This is a genomic window from Aeromonas sp. HMWF015 (assembly GCF_963878965.1).
Classification (GTDB): domain Bacteria; phylum Pseudomonadota; class Gammaproteobacteria; order Enterobacterales; family Aeromonadaceae; genus Aeromonas; species Aeromonas veronii.
In genome coordinates this window covers 10,593-31,613 of the sequence record NZ_CAWNZT010000197.1, presented here as the reverse complement: position 1 = coordinate 31,613, position 21,021 = coordinate 10,593, and the positions used below count along the sequence as shown (strand labels likewise).

Annotated in this window: 16 protein-coding genes and 1 pseudogene; 14 read left to right on the top strand and 3 right to left on the bottom strand. The window is 58.5% G+C overall.

What is annotated here, in order from left to right; all coding sequences use genetic code 11:
* From AACS18_RS10555 to AACS18_RS10545, 3 genes are all read left to right on the top strand, one after another.
* The coding region (locus tag AACS18_RS10555) for a PrkA family serine protein kinase (RefSeq protein WP_108612316.1) at positions 1 to 1,819 on the top strand (1,819 nt) is incomplete at its 5' end.
* A gap of 23 nt (positions 1,820 to 1,842) precedes the next feature.
* Positions 1,843 to 3,114 carry a YeaH/YhbH family protein gene (locus AACS18_RS10550; RefSeq protein ID WP_108612279.1) on the top strand — a complete coding sequence of 424 codons (1,272 nt, stop codon included), beginning with the start codon at positions 1,843 to 1,845 and terminating at the stop codon, positions 3,112 to 3,114.
* A gap of 9 nt (positions 3,115 to 3,123) precedes the next feature.
* On the top strand, positions 3,124 to 4,644 hold the full coding sequence (locus AACS18_RS10545; protein ID WP_108612278.1) for a SpoVR family protein: 1,521 nt from the start codon (positions 3,124 to 3,126) through the stop codon (positions 4,642 to 4,644).
* Positions 4,645 to 4,804: 160 nt separating this feature from the next.
* Here AACS18_RS10545 and fadJ read toward each other — a convergent pair whose 3' ends face one another.
* Complete coding sequence (fadJ, locus tag AACS18_RS10540; protein ID WP_108612277.1) at positions 4,805 to 6,952, bottom strand: fatty acid oxidation complex subunit alpha FadJ; 2,148 nt, start codon at positions 6,950 to 6,952, stop codon at positions 4,805 to 4,807.
* The gene (gene fadI, locus AACS18_RS10535) at positions 6,952 to 8,262 is read right to left on the bottom strand and encodes an acetyl-CoA C-acyltransferase FadI (protein ID WP_108612276.1); all 1,311 of its coding nucleotides are present in this window, start codon (positions 8,260 to 8,262) and stop codon (positions 6,952 to 6,954) included. Before fadI ends, fadJ begins: the two co-directional genes overlap by 1 nt.
* A 182-nt stretch (positions 8,263 to 8,444) precedes the next feature.
* On the opposite strand from fadI, the gene AACS18_RS10530 reads away from it, so the two are divergent.
* The 11 genes from AACS18_RS10530 to AACS18_RS10480 all read left to right on the top strand — a co-directional run bounded on the left by AACS18_RS10530 (position 8,445) and on the right by AACS18_RS10480 (position 20,704).
* Positions 8,445 to 9,395, top strand: a complete 951-nt coding sequence (locus tag AACS18_RS10530; protein ID WP_108612275.1) for an AAA family ATPase — start codon at positions 8,445 to 8,447, stop codon at positions 9,393 to 9,395.
* Positions 9,386 to 10,288, top strand: coding sequence for a DUF58 domain-containing protein (locus tag AACS18_RS10525; RefSeq protein WP_108612274.1), 903 nt, complete (start codon positions 9,386 to 9,388; stop codon positions 10,286 to 10,288). Before AACS18_RS10530 ends, AACS18_RS10525 begins: the two co-directional genes overlap by 10 nt.
* Positions 10,273 to 10,812 carry a DUF4381 domain-containing protein gene (locus AACS18_RS10520; protein WP_108612273.1) on the top strand — a complete coding sequence of 180 codons (540 nt, stop codon included), beginning with the start codon at positions 10,273 to 10,275 and terminating at the stop codon, positions 10,810 to 10,812. The genes AACS18_RS10525 and AACS18_RS10520 overlap by 16 nt, the downstream gene beginning before the upstream one ends.
* On the top strand, positions 10,809 to 11,801 hold the full coding sequence (locus tag AACS18_RS10515; RefSeq protein ID WP_108612272.1) for a VWA domain-containing protein: 993 nt from the start codon (positions 10,809 to 10,811) through the stop codon (positions 11,799 to 11,801). The genes AACS18_RS10520 and AACS18_RS10515 overlap by 4 nt, the downstream gene beginning before the upstream one ends.
* Positions 11,792 to 13,237, top strand: a complete 1,446-nt coding sequence (locus AACS18_RS10510) for a VWA domain-containing protein (protein ID WP_108612315.1) — start codon at positions 11,792 to 11,794, stop codon at positions 13,235 to 13,237. Before AACS18_RS10515 ends, AACS18_RS10510 begins: the two co-directional genes overlap by 10 nt.
* A 20-nt stretch (positions 13,238 to 13,257) precedes the next feature.
* Entirely contained in the window at positions 13,258 to 14,769 is a 1,512-nt protein-coding gene (locus tag AACS18_RS10505; RefSeq protein ID WP_108612271.1) for a BatD family protein, read from the top strand.
* Positions 14,770 to 14,782: 13 nt separating this feature from the next.
* A complete protein-coding gene (locus AACS18_RS10500; protein ID WP_108612270.1) occupies positions 14,783 to 15,382 on the top strand; it encodes a sigma-70 family RNA polymerase sigma factor in 600 nt (199 codons plus the stop codon).
* Complete coding sequence (locus AACS18_RS10495; RefSeq protein WP_108612269.1) at positions 15,375 to 16,154, top strand: DUF3379 domain-containing protein; 780 nt, start codon at positions 15,375 to 15,377, stop codon at positions 16,152 to 16,154. The genes AACS18_RS10500 and AACS18_RS10495 overlap by 8 nt, the downstream gene beginning before the upstream one ends.
* A 402-nt stretch (positions 16,155 to 16,556) precedes the next feature.
* Positions 16,557 to 17,843, top strand: coding sequence for an outer membrane protein transport protein (locus AACS18_RS10490; RefSeq protein WP_108612268.1), 1,287 nt, complete (start codon positions 16,557 to 16,559; stop codon positions 17,841 to 17,843).
* A 252-nt stretch (positions 17,844 to 18,095) separates the two neighbouring features.
* Positions 18,096 to 19,364: an OmpP1/FadL family transporter gene (locus tag AACS18_RS10485; RefSeq protein WP_108612267.1), complete on the top strand. Its 1,269-nt coding sequence runs from the start codon at positions 18,096 to 18,098 to the stop codon at positions 19,362 to 19,364.
* Positions 19,365 to 19,480: 116 nt separating this feature from the next.
* Complete coding sequence (locus tag AACS18_RS10480) at positions 19,481 to 20,704, top strand: EAL and HDOD domain-containing protein (protein WP_108612266.1); 1,224 nt, start codon at positions 19,481 to 19,483, stop codon at positions 20,702 to 20,704.
* Here the strand turns inward: AACS18_RS10480 and AACS18_RS23355 are convergent.
* Positions 20,701 to 21,021 (bottom strand): annotated as a pseudogene (locus AACS18_RS23355) (acetyl-CoA C-acyltransferase); the annotation flags it as partial. The gene AACS18_RS10480 and the pseudogene AACS18_RS23355 overlap by 4 nt on opposite strands.

Here is a 21,021-nt window from a genome sequence, read left to right as displayed (position 1 = left end):
CGCCTCCGCAGCCGAACGTCTGCTGACCGCCATCGGTGAGCCGGAGATGGTAGACACCTCAGCCAACCCCAGACTGAGCCGACTCTTCTCCAACCGCGTCGTGGCACGCTATCCCGCCTTCAAGGATTTCTACGGGATGGAAGAGGCCATCGAACAGATCGTCTCTTACCTCAAACACTCCGCTCAGGGGCTGGAGGAGAAGAAACAGATCCTCTATCTGCTGGGCCCCGTTGGTGGCGGTAAATCCTCGCTGGCAGAGAAACTCAAATCCCTGATGCAGAAGGTGCCCATCTATCGCATCAAGGGCTCACCGGTCAACGATCACCCCTTCTGCCTGTTCGATATCGAAGAGGATGGGGAGATCCTGGAAAAAGAGTACGGCATCCCACGCCGTTACCTGCGTCCCATCATGTCCCCCTGGGTGGCCAAACGCCTGCACGAGTTTGGCGGCGACATCACCAAGTTCAAGGTGGAGAAGGTCAACCCCTCCATCCTCGATCAAATCGCCATCGCCAAAACGGAACCCGGTGATGACAACAACCAGGACATCTCCTCACTGGTCGGCAAAGTCGACATCCGCATGCTGGAGCACTTCGCCCAGGATGATGCCGATGCTTACTCCTACTCAGGTGCACTGTGCAAGGCAAACCAGGGGGTGATGGAATTTGTGGAGATGTTCAAGGCCCCCATCAAGGTGCTGCACCCGCTGCTGACTGCAACCCAGGAGGGAAACTACAACGGCACCGAGGGGCTCTCCGCCCTCCCCTTTGACGGCATTCTGCTGGCCCACTCCAACGAATCCGAGTGGCAGCAGTTCCGCAACAACAAGAACAACGAAGCCTTCCTCGACCGGGTCTACATCGTCAAGGTGCCTTACTGCCTGCGCGTCTCCGAAGAGGTGAAGATCTACGAGAAACTGCTGATCAACAGCGAATTGACCGAGGCCAAATGCGCCCCGGGCACCCTCGAACTGTTAGGCCAATTCTCGGTACTGTCACGGCTGAAAGAGCCGGAAAACTCCAGCATCTACTCCAAGATGCGGGTCTATGATGGCGAAAGCCTGAAGGATACCGATCCCAAAGCGAAGAGCTATCAGGAGTATCGCGACTACGCCGGTGTGGACGAGGGGATGAATGGTCTCTCTACCCGCTTTGCGTTCAAGATCCTCTCCCGCGTCTTCAACTTCGACCACGCGGAAGTGGCCGCCAACCCGGTGCACCTCTTCTATGTGCTGGAGCAGCAGATCGAGCGCGAGCAGTTCCCGCAAGAGCTGCACGATCGCTACCTTGAGTTCATCAAGGGTTATCTGACCCCGCGTTATGTGGAGTTCATCGGCAAGGAGATCCAGACCGCCTATCTCGAGTCCTACTCCGAGTACGGTCAAAACATCTTCGATCGCTACGTCACCTACGCCGACTTCTGGATCCAGGATCAGGAGTACCGTGACCCCGAAACCGGCCAGCTGTTTGACAGAGCGTCCCTCAACAGCGAGCTGGAGAAAATTGAAAAACCCGCCGGGATCAGCAACCCGAAAGATTTCCGTAACGAAATCGTCAACTTCGTGCTGCGTGCCCGAGCCAACAATGCAGGCCGTAACCCCAACTGGACCAGTTACGAGAAGCTGCGCACCGTGATCGAGAAGAAGATGTTCTCCAACACGGAAGAGCTGCTGCCGGTTATCTCCTTCAACAGCAAAACCTCGGCCGAGGAGCAGAAGAAGCACGATAACTTTGTCGAACGGATGATGGAGAAAGGCTACACCCGTAAACAGGTGAGACTGCTCTCCGAATGGTATCTCAGGGTACGCAAGTCATCCTGACCCTGACTGTTCAAGGGGGAGTTATGGCGCATTTTATCGACCGCAGGCTCAACGGCAAAAACAAAAGCGCTGTCAATCGGCAGCGCTTCATCCGCCGCTACAAGAAGCAGATAAAACAAGCGGTCTCGGATGCTGTCTCCAAGCGCAGCATTCAGGACGTAGACAAGGGCGAGAGCATCAGTATCCCGACCAAGGATATCGGCGAACCCCATTTCCATCAGGGGCACGGCGGTAAACGGGATATGGTGCATCCCGGCAATGATCAATTCATCTCCGGCGACAAGATTGACCGCCCCAAAGGAGGGGGCGGCGGACAGGGTTCCGGCGAGGGACAGGCCTCCAATCAGGGGGACGGAGCCGATGATTTCGTGTTCCAGATCTCCAAGGATGAGTATCTCGATCTGCTGTTTGAGGATCTGGAGCTGCCGCGGCTGCAGAAAACCCAGCTCAACCAGCTGATGGAGATGAAAACCTACCGGGCGGGCTACACCTCCAACGGGGTGCCCGCCAACATCAACGTGGTGCGTTCCCTGCAAAATTCACTGGCACGGCGCATGGCGTTGCAAGCGGGCAAGAAACGTCAGTTGCATGAACTGGAAGATCGGCTGGCCCTGCTGGCTACCGATCCCAACGAACACTTTGCCGAAATCGCCCTGCTCGAGAAAGAGATCAGGGAGCTGAAACGGCGGATCGACGCGGTGCCGTTTATCGACACCTTCGATCTCAAGTTCAACAACTTCGTCAAGCGGCCCGTCCCCTCCAGCCAGGCGGTGATGTTCTGCCTGATGGACGTATCGGGCTCCATGGATCAGGCCACCAAGGAGATGGCCAAGCGTTTCTATATCCTGCTCTACCTGTTCCTGAGCCGGACTTACAAGAACGTCGAGGTGGTCTATATCCGCCACCACACCCAGGCCAAGGAAGTTGATGAACACGAGTTCTTCTACTCCCAGGAGACCGGCGGCACTATCGTCTCCAGTGCGCTCAAGATGATGAACGACATCATCAACGAGCGTTATCCCGCCAACCAGTGGAACATCTATGCGGCGCAGGCATCGGACGGCGACAACTGGGCCGATGACTCACCACAATGCAAGGAGATCCTGGCACGGGACATCATGCCGCGAGTGCGGTACTACTCCTACATCGAGATAACTACCCGTGCCCATCAGACCCTGTGGCATGAATATGAATCGGTAGCCAGCCAGTTCCCCCACTTTGCGATGGAACATATTCGCAAGGTCGAGGATATCTATCCGGTGTTCCGTGAGCTGTTCAAGAAACAAGCGGCGTGAGGAGGTCACATGATCGAAACTGAAAAACGTGTAGCGCCACTGGATGACGGACCAGACTGGAACTTCGATCTGCTGGAGACCTATCACCAGGAGATCGCCCGGGTCGCCCGTTTCTACAAGCTGGACACCTACCCCAACCAGATCGAGGTGATCACCGCCGAGCAGATGATGGATGCCTACTCCAGCGTTGGCATGCCCATCGGCTATCAACACTGGTCATTCGGCAAGCGCTTTATCCACACCGAGCGTAACTACAAGCGCGGCCAGATGGGGCTGGCCTACGAGATTGTCATCAACTCCGACCCTTGCATCGCCTATCTGATGGAGGAGAACACCATGCCGATGCAGGCGCTGGTGATGGCCCACGCCTGCTACGGTCATAACTCCTTCTTCAAGAACAACTACCTGTTCAAGGCCTGGACCGATGCCTCCTCGATCATCGACTACCTGCTGTTTGCCAAAAAGTACATCACCGAGTGTGAAGAGAAGCATGGCATTGAGGCCGTAGAACAACTGCTGGACTCCTGTCATGCCCTGATGAACTACGGGGTGGATCGTTACAAACGGCCACAGAAGATCTCGATGGCAGAGGAGAAACGGCGCCAGAAAGCGCGGGAAGATTACCTGCAGACCCAGGTCAACGAGCTGTGGCGCACCCTGCCCAAGCAGCATAAAGCGGCTGGTGTGGAGGACAGGCGCTACCCCGCCGAGCCCCAGGAGAACATTCTCTACTTCATCGAGAAGAATGCGCCCTTACTGGAGCCCTGGCAGCGGGAAGTGGTGCGCATCGTGCGCAAGATCAGCCAGTATTTCTACCCGCAAAAGCAGACCCAGGTGATGAACGAAGGGTGGGCCACCTTCTGGCACTACACCATCCTCAACCACCTCTATGACGAGGGCAAGCTGAGCGATAGCTTCATGATGGAGGTGCTGCACAGCCACACCAACGTGGTCTATCAACCTGCCTACAACAGTCGCTACTATTCGGGGATCAACCCCTATGCGCTGGGGTTTGCCATGTTTACAGACCTGCGCCGCATCTGCGAGAACCCGACCGAGGAGGACAGATACTGGTTCCCCGATTATGCTGGCAGCAACTGGGTGGATACACTGCATTTTGCCATGCAGAACTTCAAGGACGAGAGCTTTATCAGCCAGTTCCTGAGTCCCAAGGTAATGCGCGACATGAAGTTGTTCGCCATAGATGACGATGATCTGAAGAACTATCTGAAGGTCTCCGCCATTCACAATGATGAAGGCTATCGTCAAGTGCGCAACACCCTGTCAGCCCAGTACAATCTGAGCAATCTGGAGCCCAACATACAGGTCTACAACGTAGCCGTGAAGGGGGATCGCTCCCTTACCCTGCGCTATGTTCCCCACAACCGCATACCCCTTGGCGACTCACGCCACGAGGTGCTCAAACACCTACATCAGCTTTGGGGATTCGACGTGGTGCTGGAACAGGATAACGGCGATCTGCCTGCAGATATCATCGGCCGCTGCCCGGAGCGTAAGCCGGGTATCTGAACCATGCTACCTCGCAAATGGCCCACTTCGGTGGGCCGTTTTTTTATCAGCTTTCGCCTCTGCCTGCATCATCGCAGCACAACCTGAATAAATCACAACATAGAAAGAGGCCCGCACTGTATGCGGGCCTCTTTGTCTTGCAGTTAATCTGCAGCGGCTATCAGTAGAAGGTCTGCTGCTCTGCGGCCATCGCCTTGAGACGGGCACAGGGGGCGAACCGGTCGCCGTGGCGCTTCTGGTAATACTCCAGACGGCCAACCAGATGATCAATTCCTAATGTGTCCATGTAGCGGAACGGGCCGCCAAGGAAAGGCGGGAAACCGATGCCGAAGATGGCCCCGATATCGCCATCACGGGCCGAGGCCACCACACCGCTATCCAGCGCCATCGCCGCTTCGTTGAGCATCAGCAGCACGCAGCGCTCGGCGATCTCCTGACGGGCCAGCTTGGCAGAAGGCTTGATGCCGAGCACGCCATAGACGCTTTCGTCCACCGTCTTTTTGCCCTCTTTGCCAGTCAGCTTGTTGCGCGGTGCCGCCTTGCCATAGAGGTAGAAGCCCTTGCCGTTCTTGCGTCCCTTGCGATCATTTTGCAGCAGTTTGTCGAACGCCTTGGGCGCCTGGAACTGCTCGCCGCCCAGCTCTTTCTCGAGAATGGGGGAGATCTTGGCGCCCACATCGATCCCCACCTCGTCCAGCAAGGTGATGGGGCCAACCGGGAAGCCAAAGTCCAGCAGGGCGCTATCCAGCACCTCCACCGGCTCCCCTTCCAACACCAGTCTTGCCGCCTCATTCATGTAGGGCGCCAGGATGCGGTTGACGTAGAAACCGGCTTCGTCTTTCACCACGATAGGCGTTTTACCCTGAGCACGGGCAAAGGCCAGAGTGGTGGCGACCGTCTCGGCACTGGTGCCAGCGTGGGGGATGATCTCCGCCAGCGGCATCTTGTCCACCGGGCTGAAGTAGTGCAGCCCCACGACTCGCTCCGGGTGCGCCGCCTCTGCCGCAATCTGGTTAATGGGCAGGGAGGAGGTGTTGGAGGCAAACACTGTATGCTCATCGCACTCACGCTCTACGTCTTTCACCATCTGGTGTTTGAGATTGAGATCTTCAAACACCGCCTCAACCACCATGTCCACCCGGTGAAAACCGGAGTAGTCGAGGGTACCGGTCAGCAGGCTCATCTGTTTTTCCAGCTCGCTGCGCAGAATGTGACGACGCTTGAGCTTCTTGGCCAGAATGTCATAGCTGTAGCGCATGGCATTGCCGATCCCGGCGCTTGCCACATCCTTGATCCGCACCGGCACGCCCGCCTTGGTAGCGGTGACAAATGCGATGCCGCCACCCATCAGACCACCGCCCAGCACGGCGGCATGGGCCACCTTGCGCGGCTCGGCCCCCTGATAGGTGACCTCTTTCTTCATCTCGGTGGTGGCAAAGAAGATGGAACGCAGGGCTGCAGACTCGGCTGTCATCACCAGCTCGCCAAAGTGGCGGGATTCAGCGGCCAGCCCGGCCTTCATCCCCTCCTCCACGCCGATGCGCACCACCTCGAGGATCCGCTCCGGCGCCGGGTAGTTGCCACGGGTCTTGGCTTTCACCCCCTTGCTGGCCTGATCGAACAGCACCTTGCGACCCAGCTTGTTGGTCTCCAGCACCTTGCCCTGCAGATCCCGTTTCAACTGATGGCGCGGTTTGCCCTTCTTGGCCAGCTTGATGGCGGCCTCCAGCAGGATGGAGGGCGGCACCACATCGTCCACCAGCCCCAATTTTTTGGCCTGTTTGGCGCGAACCTGCTTGCCGGTCAGCATCAGATCCAGCGCCTTGGCCACTCCGATGAGGCGCGGCAGGCGCTGGGTACCACCAGAGCCCGGCAGCAGACCGAGTTGCACCTCGGGCAGACCCAGCACGGTTTTACCGTGATCGGTCACCACCCGACCATGACAGGCCAGCGCCAGCTCCAGTCCGCCGCCGAGGCAAGGGCCGTGAATAGCGGCGATCACCGGGATGGTCAATGACTCGATCTCGGCATAGATAACCTGTCCTTCTCGCGACAGGGTTTCTGCATCATTGGCACTGGTGCAAGCGGCCAGCATGGTGATGTCGGCTCCGGCGATGAAGGAATCCTTCTTGCCGGAGGTGATCACCAGACCGATCAAATCCTTGTTGCGTTTCACCTCGGCCAGCACGGTGCGGATCTCCTCCACAAAGGCGGCTTTCAGGGTATTCATGCTCTCGCTCGGCACATCCATGGTGAGAATGCCGATGCCATCATGGCGAACATCCAGGGAAAAAGTCTTAGCGCTCATTATTCAACCTCCAACACCATAGCCACGCCCAATCCACCCGCCGCACAGGCGGTGTTGAGTCCCAATCCCCCACCACGACGACGCAGCTCGTGCAGGGTCTGGGTGATCATCCGCGCACCGGTCGCGGCAAAGGGGTGGCCATAGGCCAGCGAACCACCGAGGACGTTGAATTTGTCCATGTCCACCTCGCCGATAGCCTGATCGCGGCCCAGCTTGTCACGGGCAAACTCGTGGCTTGCAAACATCTTGAGGTTGGCCAGAGTCTGGGCGGCAAAGGCTTCGTGCATGTCGATCAGAGTCAGATCGCTGAGCGTGATGCCGGCTCTGTCCAGCGCCAGCGGCGTGGCATAGGAAGGACCCATCAGCATGTCTTGCCACACATCGATGGCTGAAAAGGCGAAGCTGCGGATATAGCCAAGCGGCTCGAGACCCAGCTCTTTCGCCCGACCTTCCCGCATCAGCAACACGGCGGCAGCGCCGTCAGTGAGCGGGGTGGCATTGGCCGCAGTGACTGTGCCATGGACTCGGTCAAACACCGGCTTGAGCTTGGCGTAGCTCGCGAGATCCGAGCTTTCACGGATATTGTTGTCCCGCTCGAGCGGCGACTTGTAGGGCGGCACATGGGCGGTAAACACCTCGCCACTGAGCTTGCCATCGGCCCAAGCCTGCGCGGCCAGAGTGTGGGAGCGGTGAGCCAGCGCATCTTGCGCCTCACGGCTGATCTGGTGGCTCTTGGCCATCTGCTCGGCGGTCTGTCCCATGGAGAGACCGGTCGAATATTCCGCCACCGCAGGCGGCACCGGCAGCAGATCCTTGACCCTCAATGTCCGCAGAATATTGAAGCGCTGCTGCAGATTGCGCGCCTTGTTGAGATCCACCAAGGCGCGGGCCAGCTTCTTGCTCACTCCGATAGGGAGCACGGAGGAGGAGTCCGCACCGCCAGCGATGGCGATATCCACAGTGCCCGCCATGATGGATTCGGTGACGTTGGCCACCGCCTGAAAACTGGTGGCGCAGGCGCGGGAGACGCTATAGGCATCGGTATTGACGCTCATGCCGGTACCGAGCACGATCTCGCGGGCAATGTTGGGGGCTTCCGGCATCTGAACCACCTGACCAAACACCAGCTGGTCGATAAGCTTGGGATCGAGATCGGTACGGGCAAGCATCTCGCTCACCACCAGTTTGCCGAGATCGACTGCAGGCACGCCATGAAAGGCGGTGGCCTGCTTGGCAAAGGGGGTACGCAGCCCCGCCACGACGGCAATCCGTTCGCCCTGGCGAGTCGTCAGTTTCAATGGCTGTTTCATCCTGGCTCCTTGGTTTAAAAGGCAGAGGTCTGACCTCATTGCGCCACATCTTAACAATCCAATCACAAGTTTCATACAGCTGATTGAAACTAAATTAAGCGCGGCAAGGCCCCTTTGCTCGCCCTTGGGAAGCAACTGGAGTATAAAAAGATCAACTTCCATAAAAACAACGGGTTTATCGCATGGCAGCGGCCGAGTTCAGAGCACTTAGGGACTATCTTGGCAGTCAGATCCTGGGGCAGGAGGAGCTAATAGAAGGGCTCCTGATTGCCCTGTTATGTGAAGGACATGTGTTAATCGAAGGGGCCCCCGGGCTGGCCAAAACCCGCGCCGTCAAGGCGCTCGCCGGCGCCATCGAGGGACGCTTTGCCCGTATCCAGTTTACCCCCGACGTGCTTCCCGCCGATCTCACCGGCAGCGAGGTGTTTCATCCGCAGGATGCCAGTTTTGTATTTCAACCTGGCCCCCTCTTCAACCATCTGGTGCTGGCGGACGAGATCAACCGGGCGCCGGCCAAGGTGCAATCTGCACTACTGGAAGCCATGGCCGAACACCAGATCACCGTGGGCAAAAAGAGCTGGCGGCTGCCACCTCTCTTTATGGTGGCCGCCACCCAGAACCCTATCGAGCAGGAGGGAACCTATCCCCTGCCGGAGGCGCAGCTCGACCGCTTTCTGCTCAAGCTGATGGTGGATTACCCGAGCCCTACGATGGAGCTCGCCATCTTGCAGCTCAATGCCAGCGGGGAACAGCTTGGTGCGGCGCCGGTGACCCTGAGCCAGACCACCTTGCAACGTGCCCGCAGCGAAGTGCTGGCGGTGACCATGCAAAGCAGACTGGAGCACTATCTGGTGGAGCTGGTCTGCGCCACTCGCGCGGGCAGCGGTCTTTGCCCTGCCCTTGAGCCATTGATTGTCGTGGGGGCAAGCCCCCGCGCCACACTTGGGCTGGCTCGCTCCGCCCGCGCCCGAGCCTGGCTTGCCGGACGAGATTATGTGCTGCCGGAAGATATCCAACTGCAAGCCTATCCGGTGCTGCGCCACCGCCTTATTCCCAGCTATCAGGCACTGGCCGACAATCTGGATAACGATATCCTGATCGCCCAACTGCTGGATCAGGTGCCATGTCCCTAGCGCCGGAGCTCCATCCCGATATCGCCCTGTCGCTGCCACGGCTGCTCAATATCCGGCTATGGGCCAAGGCCAGGAAGCCACCTCACGCAGGCAGAAGCAGCAGCGAACGCGGCAAACCGGGCCGCTCTCCCGGACTCACGTTTCGGGAGCTGCGCGCCTATCAGGCTGGTGACGAGGTACGCCATATCGACTGGCGAGTGACCGCACGCCTCGGTCGTCCCTTTACCCGCCTCTATAGCGAGGAGCTGGATCAGGCGCACTGGCTGCTGCTCGATCTCTCTCCCGCCATGTATTTCGGCTCCACACTGCAGCTCAAGGCGCGTCTGGGGTGCGAGCTGGCTGCAGCCCTGATCTGGCAAGGGGAGAAGCAGCACAACACCTTGATCTGCCACGGGCTTATCCCCCATCACCAGAGCCAGCGCGGCAGCGTGCTGCCCCTGCTCGAATCCCTCTGCCATCTCTATCAGCAAGGGCTGGCCCGCCGGGCGCTTTCTCACTCGCTGGCCGACACTTTGTCCGGCGTGAAGCTGCCTCACGGTGCCAAGCTGACGATCATCACCGATCACAGACCCTGCGAGTCGGCGCTCTGTCAGCAATTGCAACTGCTCTCCCGTCGCCACGATATTCACTATTGGCAGATCCGTGACCCCCTCGAGGCAGCCCTTCCCTCTGATGGCCAACTGCCGGTGGCCATTGATCGGCCAGGGCAACACTATCAGGGCTGGCTGGATGGGGGCCATGCCGGTTTCTCCCAGCGCTACCGGTATGCCGCCGAACAGCAACTGACCCACGGCAAACAGTTGCTGTTGCCATTGGTGCAGCGCCTCTATCTGCTCGATAACGGCCAGACGCTGCAACAACAGTGGCAGGAGGGGTTATGTCATCAGGGATGATCACGCACGCCGACGTCGACATTACCAGCCCCGCCTCCGAGGCCATCACCCCGCCACTGGCCGCCCTGATGCGCGACATCCACCCGGGGCCGGATCTGATTGAACAGAGTCTTGACCCCAGAGTGCAGGCGCTATTGTGGCTCCTGATCGCCGGTTTTCTTCTGCTGCTGCTCGTCCTGATTGCCCGCAGGGTGATACGTTACCGCCGCTGGTGTCGCCAGCTGGAGGGGGATCCGGCGCTGCTGGTGGCGCAAATACAGGAGGCCCTGCGTCATGAAGCGCTACAGCGCTGGCCCGAGGCGCGCCAACTGCAAGGTGAGGCGTGGCTCGCCTTCGTCGATCGTCACGGCGGCAGCGATTTTAGCCAGTTCTCGTCTCACTGGAGCAGTTGGCTCTATGGCAGCCAGAACCCGACTCGCGAGCAGTGCGAACAGCTTCAGCAACATTATCGCCGTTGGGGTCAAACCCTCTTCTTCCAGCTCGCCCCCCGCTCGAGGCGTAAAGCCGCGCGGAGGCATCCATGATCCTGGCCTGGCCCTGGTTTGCGCTGGCGCTGGTGCTGCCCTTGCTGGTGCGCTTCGGCTTGCCGCCCCTGCGCCGCGGCTATCTGGCTCACCCCGGGTTTGCGCTGCTGTGTCCTCAGGCCGGATTACCGCTCTGGCGCGCCATGCTGCTCTGGTGCGCCCTTATCCTCGCCCTCTGCCGCCCCCAGTGGTGGGGGGAACCGGTGATCAAATATGAGGGGAGTCGGGATCTGCTGCTGGCGGTGGATCTGTCAGACAGCATGCGTACCCCGGATATGCTCGATAACGGCGAGCAGCAAGCACGGCTGACGGCAGTGCGCCAGCAGATCAAGGCGCTGATCGCCAAACGGGCCGGAGACAGGGTGGGCCTCATCGTATTTGCCGATCACGCCTACCTGCTCTCTCCCCTCACTCAGGAGATCCCGGCGCTGTTGACCTTGAGCGACGAGCTCGATTTTGATCTAGTCGGCCGAACCACCGCCCTTGGCGAAGCCATCCAGCTGGCACGTCAGCATGGGGATCCTGGTCGCCCCACCGCCCTGCTGCTGGTCACTGATGGCCGCAATACCGCAGGCAATGCCGACCCGCTGCAGGAGGCCAAACTCGCCGCGGCACAGGGAATACGGATCTACACGCTGGGGGTCGGGGCCGATCCCGATACCTTTATTCAACCCTACGATGAGGCGGGCAGCGGTCAGGCCGATCCCAGCAGCGAACTGGACGAGTCGCTCCTGAAAGAGCTGGCACAGACAGGCCAAGGGCGTTACTTTCGGGCACGCACCCAAAGCGATCTCGATGCCATCAACACAACCCTCAATGCCCTTGAACCTGCCCCCATGCCGATTGCCCACTACCAGCCGGTGATCGAGCTCTACCCCTGGCCGTTGGCACTGCTTTGTGGCTTGTTGCTTCTGCCGTCAGGGCACGGCAGGCTGGAGTTTCGCATGGTGCGTAGCTGGCTGACACGATGCGCACGCAGATGGAGTTGATCTTGCTCCGCCCCCTGTGGCTGATCGCACTCATCCCCTGGCTCTGGCAAGGGTGGCGCCATCGTCGCCAGCCCCCGCTGCTCGCGCCTGCGATGCAGGCTTATCTGCTGCCAGCATCTCGTCCTCAGCGCCCCTGGCTCTGGCTGGCAACCCTGCCCGTCATTTTGGCCCTGAGCGGACCGGCACTGCGCGGTGAGCTGCAACAGCAACCTGCGGCGCCGCTCGATATCTGGCTGCTCGACTTGTCACGCTCGATGACCGCCACCGATCTCAAACCGGATCGGGCAACACGGGTCAGATGGCAATTACAGCAGCTGCTGAGCCGCGCCAAGGGCGAGCGCATTGCGCTGATCCTCTACGCAGGCGACGCCTACCTCGCCATGCCGCCAACCCGGGATCATCAGGCCCTTTCGCTGCTACTGCCCGACTTGCGCCCCGATATCATGCCGCTGCAGGGCAGCAACCCGGCACGGGCGGTGGAACTTGCCATGAAGCAGCTGGCCCCTGGAGAACAAGCGCGTCTGCTGCTGATCACCGACGACCTCACCCAGAATCAGATGACCCAAATCGCCGCCCTGTGGCCCTGCCAGCAACGCCTTCTTTGCCGCGACACCCAGTCGGCACGCCTCGATATTCTGCTTGCCAACAGCGGTCAACCGGCCCCAATGCCCGCCATTCCGGCCAATGAGTTGGGGTTTGCCACCCGCATGCCCGCTCAGTTGCCCGCCCCCGATAGTCAGGCCATTGCCGCACTGGCCAACCGTCTCGGCGGTGAGCTGCAGTGGCTTGGCAGCGATGTCCCCCGCTTTGCACCGCTGCCCACCACTACCTCGGCCCTCACCCCGGCGCCACTGGATCTTGGCCCTTGGTTGCTGATCCCCTTGTTACCACTGGCCTTGCTGGCCAGAGTCGGCGCCCGGTTGATGGTGGCGCTGATGGTGGGAATTCAGCTGCTTGCGCCGCAAGATCTGCAAGCAGCAGAGAGAGGGGATCTGCAAGCGATGCAGGCTTATCAAGAGGGGGATTTTCAGCGGGCTGCCCGCACCTTCAACGATCCAGTGTGGCGCGGCAACGCCTGGTATCGGGCCGGAGCCTATCGGCAAGCTATCGCAGCCTATCAGGAAGTGGCGAGCACCACTGCCCACTACAACCGCGGCAATGCCCTGCTGCAACTGGGGGAGTTTGCGGCAGCCAAAGAGGCCTATCTGGCCGCTCTGGCGCTCGAGCCCGGCCATGAAGATGCGTTCTATAACCTCTCTCTGTTGCAAGGCGGTACGGTCGCCGCTCACGATACCAGCAACAGCAAGCAGCCCGAGCCATCGGCCGCTCAGCAGGCGACGGCAATGCCCCCCTCTCCCCCGGTGTTGCTGCTGGAACAGCGACTGCGTAAAGAGGCGCTGCGCCGGGACCTTATCAAGGTGGAGAAACCCTGGTGACGCGAGCAGGATGGGGACTGTTGCTCGCACTCGCGAGTCAACTTTGCTGGGCCTTGCCCCCCCGGGCAGAGCTGCTGCCGGGGGCTGACCCCAGCGATTGGCTGCTGATCATCGAAGCGGATGGCGAGCGCCAGAGCAGCGAACTGGAGATCACCCCCCTACTGCGCCAGTTTGCAGTGGGCAGAGTGACCATGAGCCGGGTCACGACCCCGGTACAACAGCTGACTCGCTGGCAGATCCCGCTGCACCAGAGCGGTTCACCTGCAAATACCGAGGTGGTGATTGCCCCGCTCAAGCTGGGAAATGAGTTTACCCCCTCGCTCACCCTGCCATTGAGAGAGGTGAAAACAGCGGCGCTGCCGCAACCCGCAGCCCCCTCGCCCCTAGAGATGCAGGCCAACCTTGATCATCAGGGCCCGCTCTATCCCGGCCAGCCGGTGATCTACCGGCTGACACTGTGGCTGCCCACCAGTATGCAAAACCCGGCGCTGAGCGAGCTTAGCTCTGCCCACTTCACTATCCGTCGCCTCGGTAGCGACGAGTGGATCGCCCCCGTTCAGGCAGGTCTGCCTGGCCGGCTCACCCGCAGCTGGCTTATTCAGGCAAAAGCGCCGGGACTCTGGTACCTCGACTCGCCCCGCTTGCAGGGGCAGCTCACGCAGCAAGGGAACAAGCCGCAAAAACTCTCGGCCCGCGCGGCACCACTCGAGGTTCGGGTCGACAAGGCACCCGCCACGCCGGTGGCCACCCGGCTGACCCTGAGTCAGCGGCTTGAACCGGCCACAACGGGGGAAGTGGGTGAACCGCTGATCCGGATCCTCACCCTGACCATGGAAAATGGTGACAGCGGTCAGATCCAGCTTGCCCCTCTGATAGCCCATCAATTGCCAAACGGCATACAGGCACATCCCGATGGCGAGCAACAGCAGGAGCGTTACCGCGATGGCAAGCTGCTGTTTGAGCGACAGTGGCGCCAGACTCTGGTCGCGGAGCAGAGCGGCGACTATCAGCTCCCCCCCATTGATCTGCCCTGGTTTAATACCCAAAGCGGCCGGATTGAACAGGCCAGACTGCCCGCCATTACGCTGACGTTTCAGGCAACGACAAATCGGCAACCTGATCAGCAGACATCGCAGGTGGCACTGCGAGAGAGCCTTTGGTGGGTCGTGCTGGCCATAACGCTGCGTGCACTATGGCGCCACTGGCCCCGCTGGCGCGCCTTCTATCAACTGCAACGTGCCCTTGCCCAACACCAGCCGGATGCCAGTCGCAAGGCGCTGATCAAGTGGGCGACCATGCGCTGGCAGGTCTCCTATTATCAATTAGGCCAGTTGCCTGACGCTGGTCATAATCGGGGCGGCAACGCGCTCGCCGCACTCGAGCGAGCCTGTTTTGCAAGGCCCTCTTCTGGCACCCCCATCGAGTGGCGCGCTCTGGCGCGTACCCTCAGGGCTGATGAAACCGCCGGTATTGCGCATCTGATTTACCTGCTGGCGCACGGGAGTTCCCGCTCCCGCCGCCACGCCCCCTGACAAGGATTGCCCAATGGCACTGCTGTTTTTTAGAAAAAAACGTGCTCAGCAGCATATTGGTGGAAATGATCCGGCCACTTCGCCGGTCTCTGATCCCATGGCTGACAAACAAACCAAATTTGAAGCACTGGTTCATGCGCTGCACGGCGATCTCTACCGGTATGCCTACTGGCTGACTCGGGATCCCAACGTAGCGGAAGATCTGGTGCAAGAGACCTTCCTGCGTGCCTGGAAGGCTATCGACACCCTGCAGGATGACAAGGCGGCCAAAGGGTGGCTGATCACCATCCTCAGACGGGAGAACGCCCGCCGCTTTGAACGCAAACAGCTGGAGCTGGTGGATCTCGACGATCACCCTCAGCCCCAGCACGACGCGCTGCACAGCGAACAGGAAATGGAGAACGAGTGGTTGCACCGTCACATCGCCCTGTTGCCCGAGAAGTATCAGGAGCCACTGCTGCTGCAAGTCGTGGGAGGATTCAGTGGTGAGGAGATTGCCGAGATGCTCGGCCTCAACAAGAACACCGTCATGACCCGACTGTTTCGCGCCCGCAACCAGATCAAGGAGGCGATGGAACAGAAGAACCAAGCAAGAGGACACGGACATGGATGAACTCGAATTTCGCCGCAACGCCATGATCCAGCCCCACGATCAACTGCCGGATTTTCTCAAAACCGCTGAAGCCAGCCAGGCCAATCGGAACTATCTCGACGAGATGAAGCAGTTCGACAGAACCCTCAAGCGCACCATGCAGGTAGAGGTCCCCGCCGGACTGGCCGAGCGGATCCTGCTCAGGCAAGCCATGCTGCAAGACAGTGACGCGCAAGATGAGATGCCGCCATCCCGCCCCCTTGGCACGGCGCAGGTCAAGATCCGGACATTAACATCCTGGCGCCAGATCGCCCTAGCTGCATCGGTCGCCTTCCTGCTGGGAATGAGCACCCGCTGGATCACGCTGCCAGAAACGGCTCCTGCGGCCCTCTCCCTCGCACAGGTGGCGATGGCTCATGTCTATGGCGAAGAACCCTTTATTGAAGGTGTCGATGAGCAGGTCAATCTGCATAACATCAATGCCAAAATGGAGAAGTATGGCGCCACCTTAAGCGGGATGGATGGGCTCAAGGTGACCTATGTCAATCACTGCTCGTTTTATCAGGGACCGGCCTTGCACATGGTGATCCAGGGAAAGATGGGGCCTGTCACCCTCTTTTTAGTGCCCAAACATGTTCCATTAACCCTGCAACAGGCCACCTTTGAAGATGGCACCCTCAAAGGGGAGATTGTCCAGCTCAAAGGCGCCAATATGGTACTGATTGGTGAGATGAAAGAGCCACTTGCCCCCGTTGCCAACGCCCTGCAGTCACGTCTGCAGTGGGACATTTAACATCGCCGGTTAACAACCTCAGAACCATCCTCAATAGCAGGCGGCGGTCACGAGCCGCAGCCTGTTCTCCCCCTGATTACTCCTCTTTGTCACTCATTTGCCTCAAGATTTCGAAAAATTGACAAAATTATTTTTGTGACGGAGATCGGCAATCCAGGTCAATAATCCACCTTTAGACCCTCAAAATGATGAATTAAACAGCAGGTTAAAACAAATGATTAACACATCGATCACTTTTATGTATTCTGCTGTCACTGGTCTGATTTCTTACCTCCTACCAGATCCATAGAATCACGCCAGAATTGATTGGGAAGAAGCTGAAATAAAAACGGATTTTGTCGAGGTTTGCATTGAACGTGCAGCCAATATCGGCAAAAAAATCTGCCTACAAGAGAGAACACCATGACGACAACTATTTTCAAGAAGAGCCTGATTGCCGCCACCATCGCGCTGGCCACCAGTCAAGTCCATGCCGCGGCATTTCAGTTGAACGAGCACTCGGCCTCCGGTCTGGGTCGCGCCTATGCCGGTGAAGCGGCTATCGCCGACAACGCCTCTGTTCTGGCCCGTAACCCGGCCGCCATGACCACTTTCGACAAGATGGCAGTTTCTGTCTCCGGCACCTACATCAAACCGGATGTCGATGTGGATGGTGCTGTTTACGCTGGCGCGAACAAAATGGCTCCAGCCAGCGAAAGTGGCATTGCTCCGGCAGCCTTCGTTCCCGCCTCCTACTTTATTCAGCCGCTGAATGACCAGTGGGCTTGGGGTATTGGCATCTTCTCCAACTACGGTCTCTCCACCGAATACTCCAAAACCTTCCCGGCTGGTGCCGGTGCTGGCGATACCGAGTTGATGACCTTCAATATCAACCCGAACATTGCCTATCGTGTCAACGAACACTTCAGTGTCGGTGCCGGTATCAACGCCGTTTACGGTGCCGCCGAACTCAACCGCTATGCCGGTCTGCTGGGCCCACTGAACCCAACTAGCCAAGGTGGTCCGCTGCCGACAGATACTCGTCTGGCTCACCTTAAAGGCGACACCTGGGGCTTTGGCTGGAACGTTGGTACCCTGTATGAAGTCAATGAAAACCATCGCTTCGCACTGACCTACCGTTCACAAGTCGATATGAGCTTTGACGGTGATTTCCAAGGCGCAAGCTCACTGAATCGCACCGTGGATGGCAACCTGAAACTGGATCTGCCTGCACAAGCCGAGTTCGCCGGTTACCACCGCCTGAGCCCTCAGTTTGCTGTTCATTACTCTGTAAACTGGACTGACTGGAGCGCCTTCCAGGAGCTGAAAGCAACCAGCAGCCAATGTGCTGGCGGCGTATGTCTGCAAAAAGATGAGAAGTTCAAAGATTCTACTCGCTACTCCATCGGCGGTACCTGGTATATCAACCCGGCATGGGAAGCTCGCATGGGCTTTGCCTATGACAACACCCCGATCGAAGCTGACTACCGCAGCCTGAGCATTCCCGACTCAGACCGTATCTGGTACAGCGCCGGTGCCACCTACCATATCAACACCGATATGAGCGTTGACTTTGGTATGGCTTATCTGGACGGTAAAGAAGTTGACGTCAACGAAGGTCTGCGTAGCCACTCCGACAGCCTGCGTTGGAAAGGAACTTCCCACGGCAACGCCTTCCTGGCCTCTGCCCAGTTCAACATGAAGTTCTGATTATTGATAGAATGGAAAGAGCGCCGCCAGGCGCTCTTTTTTTATCCATAACTTAGATTTCAGCGCACACATGTAGCACACACGTGTTTGTTTTTCTTTTCTAATCAAGCTATTAGAGTGCATCATCCCAGCATTTAATCTTGTTTTATCCAGATCCTGGCCATTACCGTTGCCTTACTGGTCATACCATATAAAATCCTGCCTCCATTCATATGACCGATTGAACCTTCGGATAACAGCAAGGATTTTGCCATGCATCCCATCATCAAACCGTCCGCCATCGCCCTGCTGGTGATCGCGGGTCAGACTCATGCCGCCGGGTTCCAGCTGGCTGAACAGTCCGCTACAGGCCTGGGACGCGCCTTTGCCGGTGAGGCCGCCATCGCGGATAACGCCAGTGTGCTCTCCCGCAATGCAGCAGCCATGACCCGCTTCGATCAGATGGCGCTCTCTGGCGGAGCCATCTATGTCAGTCCTGACGTCAATATTGAAGGTAACACCCGCTTGCCGACCAAAGCCGGTATCGTCACCTCCGATGCCAGTGCACACGATATCGCCGCCGCAGCCTGGGTACCCAACGCCTATCTCATCATTCCACTCAATGAGCAGTGGCGACTCGGCTTCTCGGCAACCTCTTACTACGGCCTTGGCGTCAGGATGCCGGATAACTACAGCGCGGGACACTTTGGCAATGTCTCCGATATCAAGACCATGGATCTGGGTACCTCACTCGCGTATCGCATCAATGAGATGTGGTCAATAGGTGCCGGGATCTCTGCTATTCAGGGCGAAGGCGAAGTCGGTGGCACCTTCCCTTCTCGCAACCTGATCGCAAAACATTTGCAAGGGGATGGCTGGGCATGGGGCTGGAATGTCGGCACCTTGCTGGAGTTGTCCGGACAAACCCGAATTGGCCTATCCTACCGTCACGATGTCACTTTGACCCTCTCGGGAGATGCTATCGTGGGCCGACCCAATGCAGATGGCTCCGTTACCGAGATCAGAGATACTGGCAGTCTGGATCTGCCATTACCTGCCACCGCAGAACTGGCTGCATTCCATCAGCTGACTGACAAGCTGGCTCTCCACGGCAGCCTGAACTGGACCAACTGGAGCAAATTCGTTCAGTTGGAAGCTGATCTCAACAATTTACAGAACATGCACATCAAGGACGAGCACTGGGAAGATAGCTGGCGCTACGCCATCGGTATGACCTATCAGGTCACTCCCAAGTGGCAACTGCGCTCCGGTGTGGCCTATGACGCCAGCCCGGTGCCAGCCGATCGTCGTACCATCTCCATCCCGGATGCCGATCGCCTCTGGTATAGCCTGGGGATGGGTTATCAGTTCACGCCCAACCTGACCGTGGATCTGGGGCTGACCCTGATCGATGGCAAAAAGGTGGATGTCACTGAAAAAATGGAGCTGCAACAGGGTAATCCGATGACGACCTCCACCTTCCAGGGCACTTCCGAAGGGGATGCCTGGCTGGCTGGTGCACAATTGAGCTATCTCTTCTAAATTCCTTCCCTGCAAAAAAACGCTATGCCAATTATTGCCTTACTCAATAAGGTGAACACTGGCATAGTGTTCTGCAAAACCATAAAATCAACCCAGTACCTTTACTGGAGCAAGGCATGTATTCCTACGTAGCAAGACAGCCGATCCTCGACAGAGACCTCAAAACTCATGCCTATGAGCTGCTCTTTCGCGATAGTCTGAATAATGTCTTCCCGAGCATCTCCTCCCAACAGGCGACGTCACGCCTGGTGGTAGAACAGTTCCTGCAACAAAATATCGATCAGCTGTTGGGGGGCCGCCCCTGCTTTATCAATTTCCCCCACTCACTGCTTCTGGAAGGATTGGCAGAGTGCCTGCCGCCCGAAAAAGTGGTGATTGAAATTCTGGAAGATTCCCCACCGGATGATGCCCTGCTGGAAAAGGTGAAACAGCTGTACAAGCTGGGATATCAACTGGCACTCGATGACTTCACCATGTCACCGGATTGGGAGCGCTTCCTCCCCTTTATCCACATCATCAAGTTTGATCTTCGTGCCACCCCCCTGATGCAGATCAAAGTGTTTATTCAGCGGCATCAGACGCTGGGGCTCACCTATCTGGCGGAAAAAGTAGAGGACAAGGCGGAGTTCGAGCGGGTCAAACAGCTGGGGATCCAGCTGTTCCAGGGTTTTTTCTTCAGTCGACCCGAGATGGTCAAGCAAGCCACCATGGAGCCAGCGCAAGTCGTGGTGATGCAGTTGCTCAACGTGGTCAACGAGGCAGAGCCTGATATCAACAAGATTGAGCAGCTACTTGGTCAGGATATCTCCCTCTCCCTCAAGCTGCTGCGCTATGTCAACCATCTCAAAGGCCACACCAACCCTATTTCGTCATTTCGTCAGGCTGCTATCTATCTTGGCAACACCCAGCTAAAGCGCTTTGTCTCGCTGGTAGCCGCGACCAGCGCCGGCAAGGGCAAGAGCGCCGAGCTCTACCAGATGTCGATGATCCGAGCCCGATTCTGTGAACTGCTGGCCCACGCCCACGCTCCGAGCCAGCAGGCACAACAAGCCTTTATCACCGGTCTCTTCTCCCTGCTGGATGTACTAATGGAACAGCCGATGGACAAGCTGCTCGGCACTATCCCTCTCATCGACGATATTCGGCTGGCGCTGCTGGAGCGCAAAGGCAATCTGGGTTTCTACCTCGCGTTTTGTGAAGATTACGAAAGCGCCAACTGGTCACGGGTCACGGCCAGAACAGCCCGCCTGGGGCTGAGCGAGGATAAGGTGAGTCACCTCTATCTGGCCGCCACCACCTGGGTCACGGAACAACTGCTGGCGATGGAAGCCACCAATTAATTCGCCTCATCATTCACTTCGACCGCGATAGCGGTCGCCTCCCCGCCCCCGATACAGAGCGCGGCTACGCCTCGCCGCAGACCCCGTTGCCGCAGCGCGGCGATCAGCGTCACCAGAATGCGCGCGCCACTCGCCCCCAACGGATGACCGAGTGCACAGGCCCCACCATGCACATTGACCTTGTGATGAGGGATGCCGACCCCGCTCATGGCCAGCATGGTGACCATGGCGAAGGCCTCGTTGATCTCGAATAGATCCACCTCTTCCACCGACCATGCCAGACGCGCCAGCAAGCGTGAAATGGCGCCAATGGGCGC